This window comes from Streptomyces beihaiensis (assembly GCF_026274175.1).
Lineage (GTDB): Bacteria > Actinomycetota > Actinomycetes > Streptomycetales > Streptomycetaceae > Streptomyces > Streptomyces beihaiensis.
On sequence record NZ_JAPHNL010000277.1, the window covers coordinates 44,934 to 66,140 of the forward strand.

15 protein-coding genes and 1 pseudogene are annotated in these 21,207 nt (G+C 72.5%); 8 read left to right on the forward strand and 8 right to left on the reverse strand.

Features of this window, described 5'->3' with window-relative positions; genetic code table 11:
• Nucleotides 1-17: 17 nt before the first annotated feature.
• Nucleotides 18-1,295, reverse strand: coding sequence for a cation:proton antiporter (locus OFY01_RS23310; protein WP_266602986.1), 1,278 nt, complete (start codon nt 1,293-1,295; stop codon nt 18-20).
• A gap of 210 nt (nt 1,296-1,505) precedes the next feature.
• Between OFY01_RS23310 and OFY01_RS23315 the strand changes: the two genes are divergently transcribed.
• The 3 genes and pseudogenes from OFY01_RS23315 to OFY01_RS23325 all read left to right on the forward strand — a co-directional run bounded on the left by OFY01_RS23315 (nt 1,506) and on the right by OFY01_RS23325 (nt 2,530).
• Complete coding sequence (locus tag OFY01_RS23315; protein ID WP_266602988.1) at nt 1,506-2,039, forward strand: MarR family winged helix-turn-helix transcriptional regulator; 534 nt, start codon at nt 1,506-1,508, stop codon at nt 2,037-2,039.
• 199 nt (nt 2,040-2,238) lie between these two features.
• Nucleotides 2,239-2,439: pseudogene (locus OFY01_RS23320) on the forward strand (galactose oxidase); the annotation flags it as partial.
• Between the two features lie 7 nt (nt 2,440-2,446).
• Nucleotides 2,447-2,530 carry a hypothetical protein gene (locus OFY01_RS23325; protein WP_266603049.1) on the forward strand — a complete coding sequence of 28 codons (84 nt, stop codon included), beginning with the start codon at nt 2,447-2,449 and terminating at the stop codon, nt 2,528-2,530.
• Nucleotides 2,531-2,571: 41 nt separating this feature from the next.
• On the opposite strand, the gene glxA is transcribed toward OFY01_RS23325, so the two are convergent.
• Together glxA and OFY01_RS23335 are read right to left on the reverse strand one after the other, a co-directional pair.
• A complete protein-coding gene (gene glxA, locus OFY01_RS23330) occupies nt 2,572-4,518 on the reverse strand; it encodes a radical copper oxidase GlxA (RefSeq protein WP_266602990.1) in 1,947 nt (648 codons plus the stop codon).
• A 175-nt stretch (nt 4,519-4,693) separates the two neighbouring features.
• Nucleotides 4,694-6,415: a chloride channel protein gene (locus OFY01_RS23335; protein ID WP_266603050.1), complete on the reverse strand. Its 1,722-nt coding sequence runs from the start codon at nt 6,413-6,415 to the stop codon at nt 4,694-4,696.
• 345 nt (nt 6,416-6,760) lie between these two features.
• Between OFY01_RS23335 and OFY01_RS23340 the strand changes: the two genes are divergently transcribed.
• The 3 genes from OFY01_RS23340 (at nt 6,761) to OFY01_RS23350 (ending at nt 14,303) form a co-directional block, all read left to right on the forward strand.
• Nucleotides 6,761-7,156 carry a hypothetical protein gene (locus OFY01_RS23340; RefSeq protein ID WP_266602992.1) on the forward strand — a complete coding sequence of 132 codons (396 nt, stop codon included), beginning with the start codon at nt 6,761-6,763 and terminating at the stop codon, nt 7,154-7,156.
• 93 nt (nt 7,157-7,249) lie between these two features.
• A complete protein-coding gene (locus tag OFY01_RS23345) occupies nt 7,250-9,295 on the forward strand; it encodes a flotillin family protein (RefSeq protein ID WP_266602994.1) in 2,046 nt (681 codons plus the stop codon).
• A gap of 109 nt (nt 9,296-9,404) precedes the next feature.
• On the forward strand, nt 9,405-14,303 hold the full coding sequence (locus OFY01_RS23350) for a DNA repair ATPase (protein ID WP_266602996.1): 4,899 nt from the start codon (nt 9,405-9,407) through the stop codon (nt 14,301-14,303).
• Here OFY01_RS23350 and OFY01_RS23355 read toward each other — a convergent pair.
• On the reverse strand, nt 14,300-16,303 hold the full coding sequence (locus tag OFY01_RS23355; RefSeq protein ID WP_266602998.1) for an NAD-binding protein: 2,004 nt from the start codon (nt 16,301-16,303) through the stop codon (nt 14,300-14,302). The two genes, OFY01_RS23350 and OFY01_RS23355, sit on opposite strands and share 4 nt — an antisense overlap.
• Before the next feature lie 449 nt (nt 16,304-16,752).
• Between OFY01_RS23355 and OFY01_RS23360 the strand changes: the two genes are divergently transcribed.
• Nucleotides 16,753-17,817: a PucR family transcriptional regulator gene (locus tag OFY01_RS23360; protein ID WP_266603000.1), complete on the forward strand. Its 1,065-nt coding sequence runs from the start codon at nt 16,753-16,755 to the stop codon at nt 17,815-17,817.
• 33 nt (nt 17,818-17,850) lie between these two features.
• On the opposite strand, the gene OFY01_RS23365 is transcribed toward OFY01_RS23360, so the two are convergent.
• The 3 genes from OFY01_RS23365 to OFY01_RS23375 form a co-directional block, all read right to left on the reverse strand.
• On the reverse strand, nt 17,851-18,615 hold the full coding sequence (locus OFY01_RS23365) for a class I SAM-dependent methyltransferase (RefSeq protein WP_266603002.1): 765 nt from the start codon (nt 18,613-18,615) through the stop codon (nt 17,851-17,853).
• A gap of 74 nt (nt 18,616-18,689) precedes the next feature.
• Nucleotides 18,690-19,241 carry a GNAT family N-acetyltransferase gene (locus tag OFY01_RS23370; protein ID WP_323135549.1) on the reverse strand — a complete coding sequence of 184 codons (552 nt, stop codon included), beginning with the start codon at nt 19,239-19,241 and terminating at the stop codon, nt 18,690-18,692.
• A 1-nt stretch (nt 19,242) separates the two neighbouring features.
• Nucleotides 19,243-19,644: a DUF5997 family protein gene (locus OFY01_RS23375; protein ID WP_266603004.1), complete on the reverse strand. Its 402-nt coding sequence runs from the start codon at nt 19,642-19,644 to the stop codon at nt 19,243-19,245.
• A 58-nt stretch (nt 19,645-19,702) separates the two neighbouring features.
• Between OFY01_RS23375 and OFY01_RS23380 the strand changes: the two genes are divergently transcribed.
• Nucleotides 19,703-20,527 (forward strand): LysR family transcriptional regulator substrate-binding protein, encoded by an 825-nt coding sequence (locus OFY01_RS23380; protein WP_266603006.1) that lies wholly within the window; start codon nt 19,703-19,705, stop codon nt 20,525-20,527.
• 17 nt (nt 20,528-20,544) lie between these two features.
• Here OFY01_RS23380 and OFY01_RS23385 read toward each other — a convergent pair whose 3' ends face one another.
• Complete coding sequence (locus OFY01_RS23385) at nt 20,545-21,141, reverse strand: TetR/AcrR family transcriptional regulator (RefSeq protein ID WP_266603008.1); 597 nt, start codon at nt 21,139-21,141, stop codon at nt 20,545-20,547.
• Nucleotides 21,142-21,207: the final 66 nt, after the last annotated feature.

Here is a 21,207-nt window from a genome sequence, read left to right on the forward strand (position 1 = left end):
GGCCGGCGCGCCTTCGCTCAGGCGTCGACATGCTCGCCCCTGCGGCTCTCCGCCGGAGCGTCGGCGCGCCGGGCCGCCTGCTGTGCCGCCGCCTCCACCTCGTCGCGCGGCTCGTCGATTCCCGTGAGGTCCTCGACGTCGAAGAGCCGGGCGATCGGCACGTCCGTGCTGCTGTGCGCGATGATCGAGAAGGCGATGCACACGGCGATCAGCGTGAACGCCTTGTCGCCCTGCGGGATCCCGGCCTGCAGCACGAGCAGCCCGTAGACCACCGAGGCGAAACCCTTCGGCCCGAACCAGGCGGCGACCAGCTTCTCGCGCCGCCCGATCCGCGAGCCGAGCAGCGAGATCAGCAGCGAGGCGGGACGGATCAGCACGATCGCCAGCACCACCGCCACATAGCCGCCGACCGGAAGCTCGCCGAACAGACGCGGTGTGAGCAGCGCGCCGAACACGAGCAGCGCGGCGAACTTGGCCAGCTCCGCCAGCGCCTCGCCCAGCGGCTCGAACGCCTCCTTGGCCTCCGGCGAACGCGCGGCGAGCACGGCACCCGCCGAGAACGCCGCGAGGTACGGGTTGGCGTGGGTGAGGTGGCAGGTGGCGTAGAGGATCACGCCGACGGCCAGGGGCAGCAGCGGCTGGAGCTTCGGCTCGGCACCGAGCAGGCGGAACCGGGCCAGCGCCACGACCGCCATCGGCAGCACCACGCCGAGGCCGAGCCCCGTGACCAGCTCCACGGCGATCCTGCCCAGGCCGGCCTCGGCGTGCCCCGCGGTCGGCCCGGCCGCCGCGATGAAGATCAGTACGAAGGGCAGCGCCAGACCGTCGTTGATGCCGCTCTCGACGTTCAGCAGCTGCCGCAGCTTCGCCGGAACCTCCTTGCGGCCCACGATCGCCGAGGCGAACACCGGGTCCGTGGGCGCCAGCACCGCGCCGACCAGGAACGACGTCGTCCAGTCGAGGCCGACCAGGTAGTGCGTGAGCACGGCCGTGCCGACGCAGGCCAGCGGCATGCCGAGACCGAGGGCACGGGCCGGGTGCTTCCAGCCCGCCCGCAGCTTCGGGAAGGAGACGTGCATGCCGTCGGTGAACAGCACCGCGAACAGGGCGAGGTCCGCCGTCACCGAGACCATCCCGCTGTCCGGCGTGATGTGGATGAGCCCGAGGAAACCGTCGCTGACCAGGGCGCCGCCGACCAGGAAGAGGAAGGAGGTCGAGAGCACCGTGCGCGCGGCGAGCCCGGAGAGCAGGACGGCGACGAGCAGGGCGATCCCGAACACGACGATGAGCACCATGGACAGGACCCCGATCGGCAAGAGACGTGTGGCGAACCGCCGACCAGACTTCCCGGCACACCAAGGGTGACCTTACATGTTCTTGACGCGACGCTGACACGCCCTTGCCATGCAGCCAGGATCCCCTTTACCTGCCGGGCGTCGGCAATGTCGTCGCCGAACCCCGGTACCGGGAGGATCAGCCGACCGGTGGCGCGGTAGAAAGGAGATATGGATCCGAGCAAGGCCCCGGTCGGGGGCGAGGACGATGTCGACGCGGTGACCCGCGCGGTGCTGACCGCGTCGAGGCTCCTGGTCGCGGTGTCGGCGAGATCGCTGGCCGAGGTCGAGGACCGCGTGACGCTGCCGCAGTTCCGCATGCTGGTGGTGCTCGCCACCCGGGGGACCACCAAGCTGGTCACCCTCGCGGACCTGCTGCAGGTCGCGCCGTCGACCGCGATGCGCATGGTGGACCGGCTGATCGGCGCCGGGCTCGCGGTGCGCCAGATCAACCCGGACAACCGGCGTGAGACGCTGCTGCGCCCCACCGACGAGGGCCGGCTCACCGTCGAGAACGTGACCATGCGGCGCCGTCAGGAGATCGCCGCGATCGTGGAACGGCTCGACCCCGGCCGGCGTGACGCCCTGATCGGCGCGCTCACCGCGTTCAACGAGGCGGGCGGCGAGCCCCCGGTGCCGGGACCGCTGGACGCCGACATCTTCCCGCTCGGCTGGGCGGACCAGCCCTCCGGCAGGAACGGCTGACCGGGGCGCCCGGCAGGAACGATTGACCGCACACGCGGTCAACGGCCCCTCATCGGAAGGCCAAAGGCGCCCCTTGAGGCGCGGTCCCGCGTTTCCGGCCCGTGCCGCGCTTGCGTAATGCCCACCAGGGGGCGCCCGGACGGACCGGCCGATGGCCGCGCGACATGGGGCAGTTGAGTGATCTGGGGGGATCCAGGGGATGCTGGACCGTGCCGGGCACCGTCGTGCCCGTCGATTCACGATGATCGCAGTGGTGGTGCTCGCCCTGGCCGGGCTCAACGGCCCGTGGCTGTACCGCTTCGGCAAGGCGAAGTACCACGCGTACGCGATCGACAGGCCCGAGCGCAAGGCCGACAACGGTCACTGGGAGATCGTCGACATGCCGGCGAGCGCCCGGGAACCGAAACGTGGTCCCGTCGGGCTGGTACATGCTCTTCGTCGACGACGACCGGGGCGCGCCGTCCCGGGCCAGGCGCGTCTACGTCCCCTGACGTCTACGGCCCCGTCCCCCGACGGAGGCGCGCGGCCCCCCTCACGATGCGGTGACGTGTACCCAGGCGGCCTTCGACGGCACGCCACCGCGGTCGGTGACGAACACCATGTACCAGCCGGACGGCACCAGCGCCGTGTCGTCCGGGACGGTGGCGGTCAGCGATCCGTCGGCGCCGCGCCGCACGTCCAGGGCGATGGAGCGCTGGTCGAAATCGGTGACGTGGGTGGCGGAGCCCGGATGCATGAGCCGGACCCTGGTGATGTCCTTCGCGTCCTTCGTGCGCAGGGTCAGCGTCCCGCCGTGCTCGACCGACTTCTGCGCGACGCTGAGATCCGGCCGCTCGCCGTGGTGCAGGTAGGGCGGTTCGAAGACCTCGACGCGCTGCTCGAACGTGCCCGGCTTGGTGTTGGCCTTGTCACCGAAGAGCGGGTCGGAGCCGAACACCGCGACGCGGCCGTCCGGCAGCAGCAGCGCCTCCGTGTGGTAGTTGCGGCCCACGGTCGGCGCGGCGGCGGCCGTGAAGGTGTTCTTCGCCGGGTCGTAGATCTGTGAGCGCAGGATGTCGCTGTCGCTGCGGCCCCGGTAGTCACGGCTGCCCCCGGTGGTGAACACCTTGTCGTCCGGCAGCAGCACACTGTTGAGGTAGCGCGTCTTCTCCGGCAGGTCGGGCCCCTGCTGGAACGTCGGGTTGTCCTGCTTGAGGTCGACGATGGCGGTACGCGCGGTCGACTTGTGCGACTCGCCGATCCCGCCGCCCCCGAGCACCATCACCTTGTGGTCCTGGGCGGGCGGCAGCAGCACCGACGACGACGTCTCCAGGATCTTCGGGTCCTTGAGGCCCTTGACCGGCGAGAAGGCGTTCGTGCCGATGTCCCACAGGCCGGGGGTGCGGCCCACGTCGGCCGGACCGTAGCCCGCGTTGGAACCCGAGTAGAAGATCTTCTTCTTGCCGGTCAGGAAGAACGACGGGTAGGTGGGGAACTGCCGCTTCATCCCCGTGTACTTCCACGTCTTGGTCTTCGGGTCGTAGATCTCGCTCTTGCCCGGCACGACCTGCCCGATGTCGTCGAGCCCGGAGACCGCGAGGACCCGGCCGTCGGACAGGGAGGTCAGGGTCGGGTACCAGCGGGCCTCGTGCATCGAACCGACCTTGGTGAAATTCTCGGTCACCGGGTCGAACTCGTAGGCGCTCTTGATCCCCTGGAAGTCCTTCTTGTCGAGGCCGAGCTTGTTGGCGATGCCGTAGACGTTGTCGGCGTCCTTGCCCTTGAGGCCCTCGATCTCGTACTGGTCGGTGGCCTGGGTGATGCCACGGCTGCCCTCGACGGTCGACTCGACGTAGACCCGGGCCTGGCTCGCGGTCACCTTCGCGGTGCCGCCGGGGCCGACGATCTTCTTCTTCGCCGCGGGGACGTGGACCGGGAACTGGCTGCGGTACTCGGCGCCGTCGGGGGAGCGGAAGACGGTGCCCTTGGGCAGCGTGCGGCTCTTGTCGGGGTCCTCGTTCTTCACGAGCATGGCGCCGCCCGCGCGCTTGACGTCGCCCTTGAGCACCTCGTAGCGGGCCGTGCCGCCCGCGACGAGGATCTTTCCGTCCGGGAGCTGGGCGTGCCCGGCGCAGAACATGTCCGCCGGGGTGTCGATCTTCTTGAAGGTGTTCTTGACCGGATCCCACAGGGTCGCCCGGAAACTGCCCCCCTCGAAGTGCTTGATGTCGTTGCCGGAGCCCGCGATGAGCAGCACCTTGCCGGTGTGCAGCATGATCGCGTGGATCGAGTTGAGCTGGTAGCTCTTGGGCATGTCCGCGATCGCCCAGTGACCCATGGCCGCCTTGTACGAGGGCTGCTCGATCTCCCAGTCGTGGTAGGCGTTGCTCGCCGCGCCGAGTACGGCGGGCGCGTTCACCGCGGCAAGGGCCACCACGGCGCCCGCCCCCAGCAAGGTCTTCCGGGACAACAGTCGGGAGCGGGAGGGGCGGGCTGCCATCGGGCCTCCAGGCGCGGCGGTCGTACGGAAGGGAACGCACTGAGCCGTACCGCGGCGAGGGGTGGCGCCAACCGCGACATCCCGCCCGCGGTATGAAAAGTCGTCCGAATCGACCAACGTCCGCCCCACTCATGGAGGAGTGGGGCGGACGTGTGCGGGCGCGGGCGCGCGCCCGTCAGGCGCTGACGGGCTCCGGCTGGGTCCTGGCGGCGGCCACACGGGCCGTCCCCGGGTGCAGGGCGCGCAGGGCGCCCTGGTGGCTGAGCCAGCCGACCGGCTGGTCCGTCTCGGTGTCGAGCACCGGTACGCCGCCGCTGGCCGACACCAGGTGGTGCAGGGCCGCCGCGAGCGGCTGGTCGGCCGTGATCCGGGCGGGCAGCTGTGCCAGGTCGCCGGCGGTCGCCGGAGCGCCGTCGGGCTGCTCGGCGAGCGCTTCGGCGGCCGCCTGGGCGGTGACGACGCCGCGGTAGCCGTCCCGCTCGTCGTGCACGGGCAGGGCGCCGTGGTCCGAGAGGCTGAGCAGATCGGCCGCGTCGGCGAGCGGCGTGGACGCGGACAGCGGCGCCGGCAGCGGTTCCATCACGGACGACACGAGCTGCCCGCCGATGGGCGCACCGGCCACCGGGCCGCCCAGGTCGATGCCGCGACGGCGCAGCTTGAGCGTGTAGATGGTGTCGCCGGTCATCAGCTTGCTGACGACGGTGGCCAGGACGATGGCCAGCATCATCGGCAGGATGATCGAGTACTCGCCGGTCAGCTCGAAGAGGATGACCACCGCGGTGATCGGCGCCCGCGCCGAACCGGAGAAGACGGCACCCATGCCGACCAGCGCGTACGCGCCGACCGCCCCGCCGCTGCCGGGCATCACGTCGTGCACCACCGCGCCGAAGGCGGCGCCGAAGCACGCACCGATGAACAGGCCGGGGGCGAAGACGCCGCCGGAGCCGCCGATGCCGATCGTCAGGCTCGTCGCGATCATCTTGCCGACGACCAGGAGGAGCAGGAAGCCGATGGCGTACTTGCCCTCGGTGGCGTTCTGCAGGACCGGGTAGCCCACGCCGTACATCTCGGGCAGCGCGAGCAGCACCAGGCCGAGCAGCAGGCCGCCCGCCGCGGGACGCAGCCACTCGGGGCCGCGGTAGGCCCAGTCGCAGAGGTCCTCGATGGCGTACAGGACCCGCATGAAGCCGACGCCGAGGGCACCCGCGAGCACGCCGAGGAGGGCGAACAGCGCGTACTGGACGAGGTGGTCGACGTGGAAGTCGGGAAGTGTGAGAAATGCCGCATTTCCGAACTTGGCCCGGCCGATGACGCTCGCCGTGACGCTGGCCAGGACGGTCGCGCCGAACGCCTCGGCGCTGAACGTGCCCAGGATCAGCTCCATGGCGAAGAAGACACCCGCCAGCGGCGCGTTGAACGTCGCCGCGATGCCGCCCGCCGCGCCGCAGGCGACGACGAGCTTCATCCGGTCCTCGGTGAGCTTGACCAGTCGGCCGAGCGTGGAGCCGAGCGCAGCGCCGATCTGCACGATCGGCCCCTCGCGGCCCACGGAGCCGCCGGAGCCGATCGTGAGCGCCGAGGCGATGGTCTTGACGACCGCGACCTTCGGGCTGATGCGGCTGCCCTTCTGGGCGACCGCCAGCATCACCTCCGGGACGCCGTGCCCGCGGGCCTCCTTGGCGAACCGGTTGACCAGCGGCCCGTACAGCAGCCCGCCGATGATCGGCACGATCAGGACGAAGAACGGCCCGAGCCAGGGGACGTGCGGGTTGGCGCTGCCGCCCGCGGCGGCGTAGTCGTCGTGCCCCGAGAGCAGATGGGTGAATGTCTTGATGCACATTCGGAAGACGATCGCTCCGCCGCCGGCTCCCGCACCGACGATCACGGCGATCACCATCATCGCGCCTCGACCGCTCAAGGCCGGGCGTACGGCCCGCCTGTCACTCCGCAAGTCCCTCACTGTTTCCCCTTCCTTACTTTTGCATTATGCAAAACGTGTCAAGTCGGCTGGTGAGCGGGGTGGTGACCTGCGTCACTGTCGTGCGGCATCGATGGGAGTCGTACGCAGCGGTGTACGACTGCGCAGGGGTGGCGGCGACCGGCATCAAGGCGGCGTAAACATTGCCGGAAAGCGGCAATGCGCCAGACGTTAAGACCGCGTCAGGATGGCTCCGGCAGAAACGGGGGCCAGCCCCGGTGCCGGATCCCGGAAACCCGGACCGGCACCGGGGTGGAGCCGGGAGTGCAGCGGGAGGGGGACGGCGCGATGGGGGAGCTGATCACCGCGGCCGCCTCCTTTCCCGGGCTCGTCTTCAGCTCCGCACTCGTCGTCGCCGTCGGCTTCTGGCTGCTCGTGGCCGTGGGCGCGGCCGACCGGCACACCTTCGACGCGGACATCGACCTGCGCGCGGCCGGGCTCGGGGGAGCGCCCGTCGCCGTCGCGCTGACCCTGGCGATCTCCGTCGCCTGGCTGGTCTGCGTCGGCGGCGCGGTGCTGCTCGAACGCAGTGGCGTGCTCGGCGTGGCGCACGCCGCGCTCCAGCTCGCCCTGCTGTGCGCCGCGTCGGCCGTCGGCTGGGCCGCCGCCCGCGCGCTGATCGCCGCATCCGCCGCACCGCGCTCCGGCGGCAGCGCCTAGCGCGCCGGACAGGCGCGCCCCCGCACCTCGTACACCCTTACGCACACCTCCGCCGAGGGGCGTCAACCGCCCCTGGAGTCAAAGGACTTCACCATGAATGCCACCACCGTGGGCATCGGCGTGTCCGTCGCCGTCGTCCTGCTCGTCGCCGCCGTACTGCTGCTCGTCTTCACCCGATTGTTCCGCAAGGTCGAACAGGGCAAGGCGCTGATCGTCTCCAAGATGCGCAAGGTGGACGTCACCTTCACCGGGCAGGTCGTCCTGCCGGTGCTGCACAAGGCAGAGGTCATGGACATCTCGGTCAAGACGATCGAGATCACCCGGACCGGCAAGGACGGGCTGATCTGCCGGGACAACATCCGCGCCGACATCCGCATCTCGTTCTTCGTCAAGGTCAACAAGACCGTCGACGACGTCATCCGCGTCGCCCAGTCCGTCGGCACCCAGCGCGCCAGCGACCGCGACACGCTCCAGGAACTGTTCCACGCCAAGTTCTCCGAGGCGCTGAAGACCGTCGGCAAGCAGCTCGACTTCACCGACCTCTACACCAAGCGCGAGGAGCTGCGCTTTCGCATCATCGAGGTCATCGGCGTCGACCTGAACGGCTACCACCTCGAGGACGCGGCGATCGACTACCTGGAGCAGACGCCGCTCAGCCAGCTCGACCCGGACAACGTCCTCGACGCCCAGGGCATCCGCAAGATCACCGAACTGACCACGGTCGAGCACGTGCGCACCAACGAGTACCAGCGCACCGAGGAGAAGGAGATCACCCGGCAGAACGTCGACGCCCGCGAGGCCATCCTCGAACTGGAGCGCCGCCAGGCCGACGCCGAGATCAAGCAGAAGCGCGAGATCGACACCGTCCGGGCCCGTGAGGAGGCCGAGACGGCACGAGTGGTGGAGGAGGAGCGGCTGCGCGCGCAGACCGCGTTCCTGTCCACCGAGGAGAAGCTCGGCGTACAGCGCGAGAACCAGGCCCGCGAGGTCGCGGTCGCGCAGAAGAACCGCGAGCGCGTCATCGCCGTCGAGAACGAGCGCATCGAGAAGGACCGCCTCCTCGAAGTCATCGCCCGCGAACGCGAGACGTCGCTCACGAAGATCGCCGCCGACAAGGAGGTCGAGGCGGAGAGGCGCGAGATCGCCGAGGTCGTGCGCGAGCGCGTCGCCGTGGACCGCACGGTCGCCGAGCAGGAGGAGTCCATCAAGAAGCTGCGCGCGGTCGAGGAGGCCGAGCGGGGCCGCCAGGCCGTCATCATCGCCGCCGAGGCCGAGGCGCAGGAGAAGCTCGTCAAGGACATCAAGGCCGCGGAGGCCGCCGAGCAGGCCGCGACCCACAAGGCCGCGGAGCGGCTCACCCTCGCCGAGGCCGAACTCAAGTCCTCCGACCTCCAGGCCCAGGCCAAGGTGCGGCTCGCCGAAGGGCTGCGCGCCGAGGCCGCCGCCGCCGGACTCGCCGAGGTCCAGGTGCGCGACAAGGAGGCCGAGGTCATCGAGAAGACCGGCCGCGCCGAGGCCGAGGCCACCGAGGCCCGGATGCGCGCCGAGGCACAGGGCGCCCGCGAACAGGCACTCGCCGAGGCCACGGCCATCTCCGAGAAGCTCAAGGCGGAGGCCGAGGGCATCACGAAGAAGGCCGCCGCGATGGCCGCGCTCGACGAGGCATCCCGCGGACACGAGGAGTACCGGCTGCGGCTCCAGGCCGAGAAGGAGATCCGGCTCGCCGGGATCGACGTCCAGCGCCAGGTCGCCGAGGCGCAGGCCAGCGTCGTCGCCACCGGCCTGGAAGGCGCCGACATCAACATCGTCGGCGGCGACTCCGTCTTCTTCGACCGGCTGGTGGGCTCCATCGCGCTCGGCAAGGGCATCGACTCCTTCGTGCACAACTCCGAGACCGCACAGGCCCTCGCCGGGCCCTGGCTTGACGGCTCGGCGAACTTCACCGAGGACATCGGCAAGATCCTCGGCTCGGTCTCCACGGCCGACGTACAGAACCTGACCGTCTCCGCCCTGCTCATGAAGCTCATGAACAAGGGCGGCGACCAGGCCGGTCAGGTCCGCGAACTGCTCGACAAGGCAGGCCAGTTGGGCCTCGCCGACCTGCGGCTCACCGAGCTGAACGGCTCCGCCGCGAGCTGAGCCGCCCACCAACCGCCGGGGCCGCCGTACGGGGGTCGGGGGCCCCGGCCCGCCGCATCACGACTGACGAAGCACGCCCGGTGAAGACCGGAAAGGACGCTGGACGACGATGGCAACGGGCCGCCGAGAAGACGCCACCGGCACCTACGAACTGCTGCGCGACCGCCTCGCCCGGCAGGCCGCCGACCTCGCCCGCGGCGCGGAGGAGCTGAACGCCCGCCGCATCGAGGAGTTCGCCTCCACCCGCCTGGAGCTCGCCGGCACCGACCGGCTGCGCACCGAACGGCCCTCCACCCCGCGCGACCTGGCCGCCGTCGGCGGACACCTGCTGCTCGGCCACGACACCGCGCGCACCGACGGCGCGCCCCGCACCGCGGTCGGCGACGTGCTCGCCCTCTACGACCGCGACCTGAACCCGCTGCCCGACGACGCGGTGCCCGGACTGCTCGACGACCCGGCGTTCGTCCACGAGTTCACCGCGCTGCACCGCTACTACCAGGCAGCCCGTCTGCTTCGACTGCGCCTGGTCGACGGCAAGTTGCTGGCCGTCTTCCAGACCGGCGACAAGACCACCGACATCCGCGTCCTGCGCTGGGCGCTCACCGCCGACGGCGGCGTCCGCTTCCTCGACGCACGCGGCGACCGCGACGACGTCCTGCCGCCCGCCCACGACGTCACCTGGCACACCACCGGCCGCGAGGACCACGTCCTGGGCCGCCACCCGCACGTCGCCGTCGACGGAGAGATCTACGTCTCCACCGTCGGCGGCAGCCTCACCGTCAAGACCGAGAACGACACCGAGACCGGCGACGGCATCCACAGCGAACCCGTCGACGAGCCGCTGCAGTCGCTCGCCGACGCCGACATCGCCTACGCCCGGGTCGGCTCCCTCCTGCTGCTGCGGGTGCGCCCCTACAAGGAGAGCGCCGACCGCCACCTCGTCTACCACACCCTCACCCACGACGTCGTACGCCTCGACGGCATCGGCCGGGCCTGCCGCGTCCTGCCCGACGAGCAGGGCGTCGTCTTCCCCGGCGGCTACTGCCTGTCCGAGGGCGGCCACAAGACCTTCGACATCGACACCGCGGGCCTCGCCCACGAGCAGACGGTCCGCTCGCCCAACGGCGAGGACGTCCTCTACGTCTTCCACGACCGCACCGAAGGCCGCGACCTGCTGCTCTCGTACAACACCATCCGCAAGGAGGCGCTCGCCCCGCTGGGCTGCCAGGGGCACGCGCTCCTGGACGACGGCACGCTCGTCGTGCTGCGCACCGACGCCGGGGCCGAACCCGCCCGCGTCCACCCGGTGCAGCGCTACGACTCCCCGTACGTCACCGACACCTACGCGGCCGCCCAGCCCGTCGGCGAGGGCGCCCTCGCCCGCATCGGCAACGCCGACCTGGTGCGCGGCGTCGCCGACTGCCTCTCCCTCGCCCGCGCCGCCACCACCGCCACCCCGACCAGCGAGGGCTACGCGGCGCTGCTCGCCGGATGCGTACGCGCCGCCGACAGCCACCCGTGGCTGGCCGACGCCGAAGCGGGCGCGCTGGACGGTCCGTTGAGCGCGCTGCGGGCCACGGCCGAGCAGATCGTCGCGGAGTTCGAGACCGTACGCGAACTGACCGAACAGGCCGCCCGCACCCTGGAGGAGGCCGCCGCCCGCATCACCGCCGTCGTACGCAGGCTCCGCGGCGAGGTGCCGCGCGACGCCGGGCAGTGGGTGGCGGGCCTGACCGAACTGCGCCGCGCGCAAGGCCACCTGCTCACGCTCAAGGACCTCAGGTACGTCGACGTCGAACGCGTCGAGGAACTCGCCGCCCGCGCCGAGGACGACCTCGCCCACTTCGGGCAGCGCGCCGTCGCCTTCCTCGCCCGCGACGACGCCTTCGCCCAGCAGCGGCAGCGCGTGACGGAACTCGCCGACCTGTGCGAGCAGGCGGAGACGGCCGCGGGCGCCGACAAGATCGCCGCACAGCTCGACGAACTCGCCGACGAACTGCGCACCGTCACCGACGTCGTCGGCGCCCTCGACATCGCCGACGTCACCGTCCGCACCGCCATCCTGGAACACATCGCCGATGTGCTCGGCGCGGTCAACCGCGTCCGCGCCGGACTCGACGCCCGCCGCCGCGAACTGACCGACCACGAGGGCCGCGCCGAGTTCGCCGCGCAGACCGCGCTGCTCGGGCAGGCCGTCGCCGGTGCCCTCGCTGCCGCCGACACGCCCGACGCCTGCGACGACCACCTCGCCCGGCTGCTCGTCCAGGTGGAGAACCTACAGTCACGGTTCGGCGAGTTCGACGACTTCCTCGCCCACCTCGACGCGCAGCGCACCGAGATCCACGAGACGCTCGCCGCCCGCAAGCAGACCCTCCTCGACGCCCGCGCCCGCCGCACCGAACAGCTCGCCACGTCCGCCGCCCGGGTCCTGGACACCCTCGCCCGCCGTGCCAGGGCGCTGCCCGACGCGGACGCCGTCGCCGTCTTCTTCACCTCCGACCCGATGGCCGCGAAAGTCCGCTCGGTCGCCGACGAACTGCGCTCCCTGGGCGACGAGGTGCGCGCCGACGACCTGGCCGCGAAACTCACCGCCACCCGCCAGGAGGCGGCCCGCGCCCTGCGCGACCGCGCAGACCTGTACGACGCGAGCGGCACCACCGTGCGCCTCGGCGCCCACCGGTTCGCCGTCAACACCCAGCCGTTCGACCTGACGCTGGTCCCGGCCGCCGACGGCGAAGGACTCGCCTTCGCGCTCACCGGAACCGACTACCGCGCCCCCGTCACCGACCCCGCCTTCGCCGACACCCGCCCCTACTGGAACCAGCACCTGCCCTCCGAGTCGCCGCACGTCTACCGCGCCGAGCACCTCGCCGCCCGGCTGCTCGCCGAACACGGCGCGACCGCCCTCGCCGCCGCCGACGACCTGGCGGGGCTCGTACGGCAGGCCGCACAGGACTCCTACGACGAGGGGTACGAGCGCGGAGTCCACGACCACGACGCCACCGCGATCCTGGCGACCCTGCTGCGGCTGCACGCCGAGGCGGGAGTGCTGCGCCACCTGCCGGCCGCGCGCGCCGCCGCCCAGCTGTTCTGGGCGCACGCCACCACGGACGAGCAGCGCGCGGGGCTGCGGCGGCGCGCCACGTCGCTCGCCCGGGCCCGCGACACCTACGGACTCGCCCCGGCCGTCGCCGAGTTGGAGGCGGAGATGGCGGCGGCCATCGCGCAGGCACCGGTGACCGGTGCTGCCGACGAGACGGCGGCGGCGCGCGCCGCCGCGTACCTCTTCGAAGAGCTCACCAGCGGCCCCGAGGGCTTCGTCCTGCCTGAGGCGACCCGCACCTTCCTCGACAAGTTCCGCCGCTCCACCGGAAGTTCGGCCTACGACGACGACCTCGCGGCCGTCGGCGACCTCGCCGCACGCCGGCAGCTCGCCGAGGGCTGGCTCCGCGCCTACGCCGCGTCCGGCGGACAGCAGCCCGACGCCGGTGACCTCGCCGAGGCCGTCGCCGCCGAAGTCTGCCCGGACCTGCCCCGCTACGGTTCGGCCGCCCGGGTCGAGGCGAGCGTCGGCGACCTGCTCGGCGCCCACCCGCGCATCGGCCGCGACCGCACGATGACCGTACGCATCGACGAACTCCTCGCCCGCACCGAGGAGTTCCGCACGCAAGCCGTACCCGCCTTCCGCGCCTACCAGCAGCGCCGCACCGCCCTCATGACCGCGGAGCGCGAGCGGCTGCGCGTCGACGACCTCAAGCCGCGCGCCATGGCGTCGTTCGTCCGCAGCCGCCTCATCGACGAGGCGTACCTGCCGCTGATCGGCGACAGCCTGGCCCGCCAGATCGGCACCGCGGGCGAGAACAGGCGCGCCGACACCGGCGGCCTGCTGCTGCTTCTCTCGCCGCCCGGCTACGGCAAGACGACGCTCATGGAGTACGTCGCCGAACGCCTCGGTCTGCTCCTGGTCAAGGTCGACGGACCGGCCCTCGGCCACCAGGTCTCCTCCCTCGACCCGGCCCAGGCACCCGACGCGACCGCCCGCCGCGAACTCGAAAAGATCAACTTCGCGCTCGCCGCGGGCAACAACACCCTCCTCTACCTCGACGACATCCAGCACACCTCGCCCGAACTCCTCCAGCGGTTCATCCCGCTGTGCGACTCCACCCGCCGCGTCGACGGCGTCGTCGACGGCGCGCCGCGCACCTTCGACCTGCGCGGCAAGCGGTTCGCGGTCTGCATGGCCGGCAACCCGTACACCGAGTCCGGCGCCCGCTTCCGCATCCCCGACATGCTCGCCAACCGGGCCGACGTGTGGAACCTCGGCGACGTGCTCACCGGCAAACAGGACGCGTTCGCGCTGAGCTTCGTCGAGAACGCCCTGACCTCGCAGCCCGACCTGGCCCCGCTCGCCGGGCGCGGCCGCGCCGACCTCGACGTCCTCGTCCGCCTCGCCGCCGACGACCCGACGGCACGCCCCGACGACCTCGAACACCCCTACAGCGGCCAGGAGGTGCAGCGCATCACGGCGGTGCTCCGGCACCTGCTGGCAGCGCGCGACACCGTACTGGCCGTCAACGGCGCCTACATCGCCTCCGCCGCCCAGGCCGACGCGACCCGCACCGAGCCGCCGTTCATGCTGCAGGGCTCCTACCGCAACATGAACAAGATCGCCCAGCGGCTGGACCCCGCGATGGACGCCACGGAACGGGCCGCCGTCATCGACGACCACTACCGCGCAGAGGCGCAGACCCTCACCACGGCCGCCGAGGCCAATCTGCTCAAGCTCGCCGAGCTGCGCGCCACGCTGACCGCCGAGCAGGCCGACCGGTGGGCCGAGGTGAAAGCGTCCTACGTACGCCACCAGCGGCTCGGCGGCACCGACGACGACCCGGCCGTCCGCGCCGTCGCCGCGCTCGGCCTGCTCGCCGACCGGGCCGCCGCCATCGAGGCGGCCATCACCCGCGCCGCCGACCCGCGAAGCGCGCTCATGCGGCAGGACAGGACCTAACCGCGCTGCCGCGTCGGCTCCCCGGCCGGGCGGCTGAGCAGCTCGGCCAGGCCCTGCCGGGTCGTGGCCACCACCACCCGGTCGACGGGGCGCAGCACATACCCGGGGTGCAGGTTCCACACCAGGCCGGCGGGCTGCTCGGGATCCTCGTCGCCACGGCCGTTCGACAGCGACAGGTCGGGCCGGCGCTCGGCCGGGGCCGTGGAGTCGAGGGCGAGCACCCGCCAGGCGCCCGGCCGGAACGACTCGGCGACCGTGCGTCCCTCCAGCTGCGGGTGACCGGCCACGTCCAGCGCCGCGAACAGCAGCACCTTGCGCTCGATCGGCACCGCGCCCAGGATCTGACGTCCCATCATCGCCCCGGCGAACGCGGGCGCGGCCAGCGTCGACACGCTGCGGCTTCGGGTCAGCGCTCCCGGATGGGCGGCCCGCAGCGTCCGGTACACCGCGGCGGCGAACGCGTCGTCGTACAGCCGCAGCGCCACCCGCACGTGCGGCTTGACGGTGCGCGCGGCGAGCGCCGCCTCCAGATTGGTGGTGTCGTGGCTGGTGAGCGCGAGCAGTGCGTGCGCCCGGTGGATCTTGGCCGCCTCCAGGACGCCCTCGTCGGTGACGTCGCCGAGCACCACGGGCACGCGCAGCTGACGGGCGAGCGGTATGCCGCGTGCCTCCGGGTCCTCCTCCACGCACACCACGGGAATGTCGAGTTCGGCCAGTTGCGCGAGCACCCTGGTGCCGACCTTCCCGAGCCCGAGCAGCACGACGTGACCGGAGAGCCCACGCGGCGGCCGCCGCAGCGTGGACGCGCTGCGAAACGTGCCGAGGGCCTCCAGAACGGCGGCGAGCAGCACGGGAAGGAGCAGCAGACCGGCGAACCCGGACAGGAGCTGGAGCACCTTGCGGGCGACCGGCTCGCCGATCGCCGGGTCGTCGATGGCGAACAGGTCGAGCAGCGTGAGATACCCGGCGTGCACGGGGGACAGCCCGGGATCGGTCAGCCAGGACGCCACCGCGAGACCGAAGACGCAGACGGTCAGACCGAACAGGCTCCAGCGCAGCTGCCGCGAGAACAGTGAACCGAGCGGCAGCCGGCCGCCCGCGAGCAGCCGTCGCCGCGGCCGCGCGGGCACGGCGTGCGTGATGTCCTCCAGGACCATGGTGCCGCGCCCCGTCGCCGCGGCCACCGTCCGGTCGTCGGGCAGCAGTTGGGGCCCCTCCTGCCCAGTGGCCTCCGAACCGTCCTCGCCCGCCGGGTCGCTGCTCGTCGCCGACAGCAGGGCGAGCGTGCACAGCCCCGGATCGGTGAGCCGGTCACGCCCCGGAGGTGTCCGTTCGACGGCCCGCAGCAGCAGTCCGTCCGCCCGCACCACCTTGCTGGTGCCGGTGAGCGCGGCGGCGGCCAGGGCGGGCGCCGCCGTGTCCGCGTCGGAGAGCACCGTGGTCGACGTGTCGAGCGTCTCGGCGTCGAGTCCGGGCGAGGCGAGCGCCGCCGCCTGGTCGAGCAGATCCGCCAGATGCTGGCCCAGCTTGCGGTCGTAGAGCCGGATGACCAGCCGCAGGCGCGGGTTGAGACGGCGGGCGGCGAGGGCGGCACGGATGTTGGTCTGGTCGTCGTCGTGCACCAGCGCCAGCGCGTCCGCGCGCTCCACGCCCGCCTCCGTCAGCGCCTCCTCGTCCAGTTCCGGGGCCTCGATCACGCGCGGCGTCGCGAGGCCCGCCAAGGACCCGGTGTCGCCACTGGGGTTGGGGGCCGCCGCACGGTTCACCACGGCCTGCACGCGGCCGAGCAGCGTCGCGGCCAGCGTCGTCTCACTCGCGGCGACGCGCAGCCCGGACGGCGGGCGGGCCTGCGGCACGAGAAGCGTCACGCGCGTGCGGTAGACCTCGCGCAGCTCCACCGCGAGACGTTCGGCGAGCGCGTCGTCCCCGCAGACGATCATCTCGCGGGTGCGGTCGGCCTGTTGAGACTGAGAGGGAAACGAAACCACAAGGACAAGCATGCCGTGCGCCGCCCCGCCGGTCCCGCGGTCGTGGATCTTCGCGGTGTCGTTTTCGCGCGCCGCTGAGCCGACCGCGCGTCACCGCGGCATCAAAGACGCGACAAGACTGCCGGATTCCGGCAGTGCGCGCGCACCCGCCGCTCCCTGATGATGGAACGGCACCACGGGGGAGCGGGGGAGGGGCCTCACCGCCGGGTCTCCACACGGAGACCCGGCGAAGGGGCCGAACATCCTGGTGCGCCAACCCCGAATCCCGGCCCCTCGCGAGCGACACGGACCACCGCCGACCCCGGACCGGACGGCCCCGCGACCCGTTCCCGCTGCCGGGCCCCGGCAGCCGAACCCCGACCCGCCCGCCGCCGTCCGCCCCACGTGCGATAGAAAGACGCCAGGAATCCGTCAGACGTCAGGGAGCCGGCAGGGGGCCGGGCAGGAGCACGGGGGTCGCGATGAGCGGGCGGGAACAGGCGATGGCCGAGGAGTACGTGGCCGGATACGCGGGACTGCTCACCGACGCCTGCGCGACCGGACGCCGTCTGACCCGCGACGAACTCGACTCGCGCCGCGCCCTCGGCGAACGGGCCGCCGAGTCCGGGCTCGGCCTGCGCGCCCTCGTCGGCGCGCACCTCGCCGAGACCCGCGCCCACTGGCCGACCGCCGCCACCTCGCCCACCAGCGTCCTCGCCGCGGTCGAACAGGCCATAGACGCCTTCGCCGAGGGATACGAACGGGCACAGCGGCTCGCCGTGCGGCAGGAGGAGGCGGCCCGCCGCGAGTTCATCGACGACCTGCTCTACGGCCGCAGCGACCTGGGCCGCCTCGTCGAGCGCGCCGAGCGGTTCGGCCTGCGCCTGTCCCACGAGCACGCCGTCGCGGTCGCCGAGGGAGCGCGCGCGTACGAGGAGGGCGACCCGGCGCCGCGCAGCGTCGAGCGCGCGATGATCACCCGGTTCGGCGACCGCAGCATCCTGCTCACCACCAAGGACGGGCGTCTCGTCTGCGTGGCCCCCGGCGACCAGGACGAGGTCCTCGCCTTCTTCGCCAAGCACGCCTACGCCGCCACCGACGGCGGCCACGTGGCCATCGGCCGCGCCCAGCAGGGCCCCGGCGGCGTCGTCCAGTCCTACGAGGAGGCGCTGAGCACCCTCGAACTCGCCGAGCGGCTCGAACTGGACGAACCGGTGCTGCGCGCCGCCGACCTGCTCGTCTATCCCGTGCTCACCCGCGACCGGCAGGCCATGGCCGACCTGGTGCGCACCACGCTCGGGCCGCTGCAGCGCGCCCGCGGCGGCGCCGAGCCGCTCATCGACACGCTCTCCGCCTACTTCGACTCGGGCTGCGTCGCCGCGGAGGCCGCCCGCCGCCTCGCGCTGAGCGTGCGCGCGATGACGTACCGCCTGGAACGCATCCACAAGCTGACCGGCGCCGACCCGTCCGACCCGATCCACCGCTACACCCTGCAGACCGCCGTGATCGGCGCCCGCCTCCTGGACTGGCCCAACCGCCAGCTGTGACGGGCGCCTCAGCAGGCACCGCGGGAGCGGGCCCTAAGGACGGACCACGGTCAGCAGATCCACCAGGTACGCCTCCTCCACCCGCCCGTCGGGGAAGAGCCCGGCGAGCAGCGCACGCTCCGCGTCGCGAAAGGCCCGCACGCGGCCGGGGTCGTCGAGCACCAGGAACACGGAGTGGCTGGTGATGTTGTCCAGGTGGGTGTCGATGTCGACGCTCCGGCTCCAGGGCAGCAGCCTCCGGTCGGCCGACAGGCCCTCCAGGCCGGCGAGGCGCAGGGCGCGCACGGCGTCGGGGTGCGGGCGGTCCTCGGGTTCGATCCCGCAGAGATCGGCGATGCGCTCGTCCTGTTCGAGCAGCCACGGCACGTTCGGCGCGCCCGTGTTCCACCACAGCGCGAGCACCCCGCCCGGCCGCAGCACCCGCAGCGCCTCGGGCACCGCGCGGGCGGTGTCCGTCCAGTGCCAGGACTGGGCGTACGTGATGAGGTCGGCGCTGCCGGTGGCGAGCGGCAGCGCGTTGCCGTCGCCGCGCACCAGCGGCACGCCGGGCAGTGTCCTGCGGAACTCGGCGGCCATGCCGTCACCGGGCTCCACGGCGAGCACGTCGGCGCCGCGCCCGCGCAGCAGGGTGCTGGCGATCCCGGTCCCGGCACCGACGTCGACGGCCCGCAGCCCCGCGAGCGTGCGCCCGCACGCCTCCTCGACCGCATCGAGGACGGACGCCGGGTAGGAGGGCCGGCCGGCGGCGTACCGGGCGGCCGCCCGGTCGAAGGAGCGGGCGCGGGACGTCGTCGTCATCGGCCCATCATGGACCGCCGACACGGTGCCCGGCGGGGGCTTTTCCGAAATGCTGGGGCACGGCCCCCGGCGGGTCAGCCCGGCAGGCCGTCGCCCAACGGCAGCCGCATCAGCGTGAGATCGAGCCAGCGGCCGAACTTCGTGCCGACCTCGCGCACCGTGCCCGCCACCTCGAAGCCGTGCCGCTCGTGGAGCCGGACCGACGCGGTGTTGCCGGACTCGATGCCCGCGACCATGACATGCAGCCCCGCCTCCCGTGCGGACGCCACGAGGGCGCCGAGCAGCGCGGAGCCGATGCCCCGGCCGTGATGGCCGTCGGCGACGTAGACCGAGTTCTCGACCGTGTGCCGGAAACCCGAGTACGACTTCCACGGACCGTAGACGCCGAAGCCGACGATCTCGCCGTCGTGGTCGGCCACGTAGGCGGATCCGCGCGCCAGATGCCCGGCGAGCCAGGCCGCGCCCTCGGCGGGGGAGTGCGGGGTGTCGGTCCACAGGGCGGTGCCGTGCTCGACGGCGTGGTTGCGGATGGCGAGGACACCGCCGAGATCGTCGGAGAGGGCCGGGCGCACCGCCACCGCCACCGCCCGCCGACCGGCTCGCGGGGTCTCGTGCGGGGAACCCATGTCAGTCGTGCCGGGCGCGGCGGTCGGCCTCTTCGGCGTGCTTCTTCTTGATCCGGACGCTTTCCTTGCGGACCTCGGCCTGCGTGGCCCGCTCCTTTCGCAGCCAGCCCGGGTTCTCGTCCTTGAGCGCCTCGATCTGCTCCGTGGTCAGCGCCTCGGTGACACCGCCGCGGGCCAGACCCGCGATGGAGACGCCCAGCTTCGCCGCGACGACCGGCCGCGGGTGCGGGCCGCTCGCCCGCAGGTCGCGCAGCCACTGCGGCGGGTCGGCCTGCAGGGCGTTCAGCTCGGCGCGCGAGACGACGCCCTCCTGGAACTCGGCGGGGGTGGCCTCGAGGTACACACCCAGCTTCTTCGCCGCGGTCGCGGGCTTCATGGTCTGGGTGGTCTGGTGCGACTTCATGAGGTCAAGGGTATCCAGCGTGGCGGGCGGCCCCGACCGCGGCGGGTAGCCTTGCGGGGTGACAGGCACGTCGGCATCCCCCGCACCATCCCCGTTCCGGCTCGCGTACGTCCCCGGGGCGACCCCCGCCAAGTGGGTGCGGATCTGGCGCGAGCGCTACCCCGACGTCCCGCTGGAACTCGTGCCGGTGGCCGCCGAGGACGCCGCCGAGCTGCTGCGCCGCGGGGACGCGGACGCCGGTCTGGTGCGCGGGCCCGTGGACCGTACGTACTTCAGCGCCATCCCGCTGTACACCGAGACCACGGTCGTGATCGTGCCCAAGGACCACCTGGTCACCGCCGCCGACGAGGTCACGGCCGCCGACCTCGCCGACGAGATCGTGCAGCACCCGCTCGACGACGTCCTGGACTGGGAGTGCCCGCCGGGCCGGCCCGCCTTCGAGCGCCCCGCGACCACCGCCGACGCGATCGAGCTGGTCGCCGCGGGGGTGGGCCTGCTCGTCGTGCCGCAGTCGCTCGCCCGGCTGCACCACCGTCGCGACCTCACCTACCGGACCGTGACCGATGTCCCGCGGTCGGGCATCGTGCTCGCCTGGCCCGAGGAACGCACCACCGACCGGGTCGACGACTTCATCGGCGTCGTACGCGGCCGCACGGTCAACAGCACCCGTGGCCGCGCCTGTCCCGAGCAGGACCGCGAACACGCCGGACGTGACCGCGACGGACGTGACCGCGCACAACAGGGCCGCGCCAGGACGAGCGCCGGATCCAAGGGCGGCGCCTCCCGTGCGAAGCCGACCGGCGGCGCCAAGCCGAGCGGCGGCGCGAAGCGTGCCGGCAAGCAGGGGGCGGGCGGCAAGCGCAAGCCCCGCAAGCGCTCCTAGCCGGTGGCGGCGGCCCGTCAGGCCAGGTCGTCGCGCGTGGCCGGGGCCCCGGCCCGCAGCCCGTCCATCACCAGGTTCAGCAGACGGTTCGCGCGCGATTCCCAGTCGCTGCCGGGATCGAGCTGCCACAGACCGGCGATCGCCAGCATGAAGTCGTCCGGTGTGACGCCGGGGCGGATCGTGCCCGCCCGTTCGTTGGCCTCCAGGAGCAGTCCGACGGCCCCGGTCAGGGCGTCGTGCGCGAGGCTGCGCAGGGAGCCCCCGCGTGCGCTGGTCGCCTCGCGCAGTGCGTCCACGAGGCCCGCCTTGGCCATCGCGTACCGGGCGAGCCGGTCCATCCACGCGCGCAGCGCCGCCTCGGGCTGCGTGTCGCGCAGCAGCTGAGCGGCGGCCTCGGCGACCTGCTCCACCTCACGCCGGTAGACCTGGAGGACCAGCTCCTCGCGGCACGGGAAGTTCCGGTAGAAGGTGCCCTGCCCGACGCCGGCCTTCTTGGCGATGGTGCTCAGCGGGGTGTCGGCGCAGCGGGTCAGCTCCGCCAGGGCCACCTCCAGAATGCGCTCCCGGTTGCGTCGCGCGTCCGAACGCAGCGCGGCCTGTCTGTCCGGGTGCACGCGTCCTCCTCCGGCCGTCGTGGACAAATAACCTTGCTGTGCGGACAGTTGTCCACTAGCGTCATG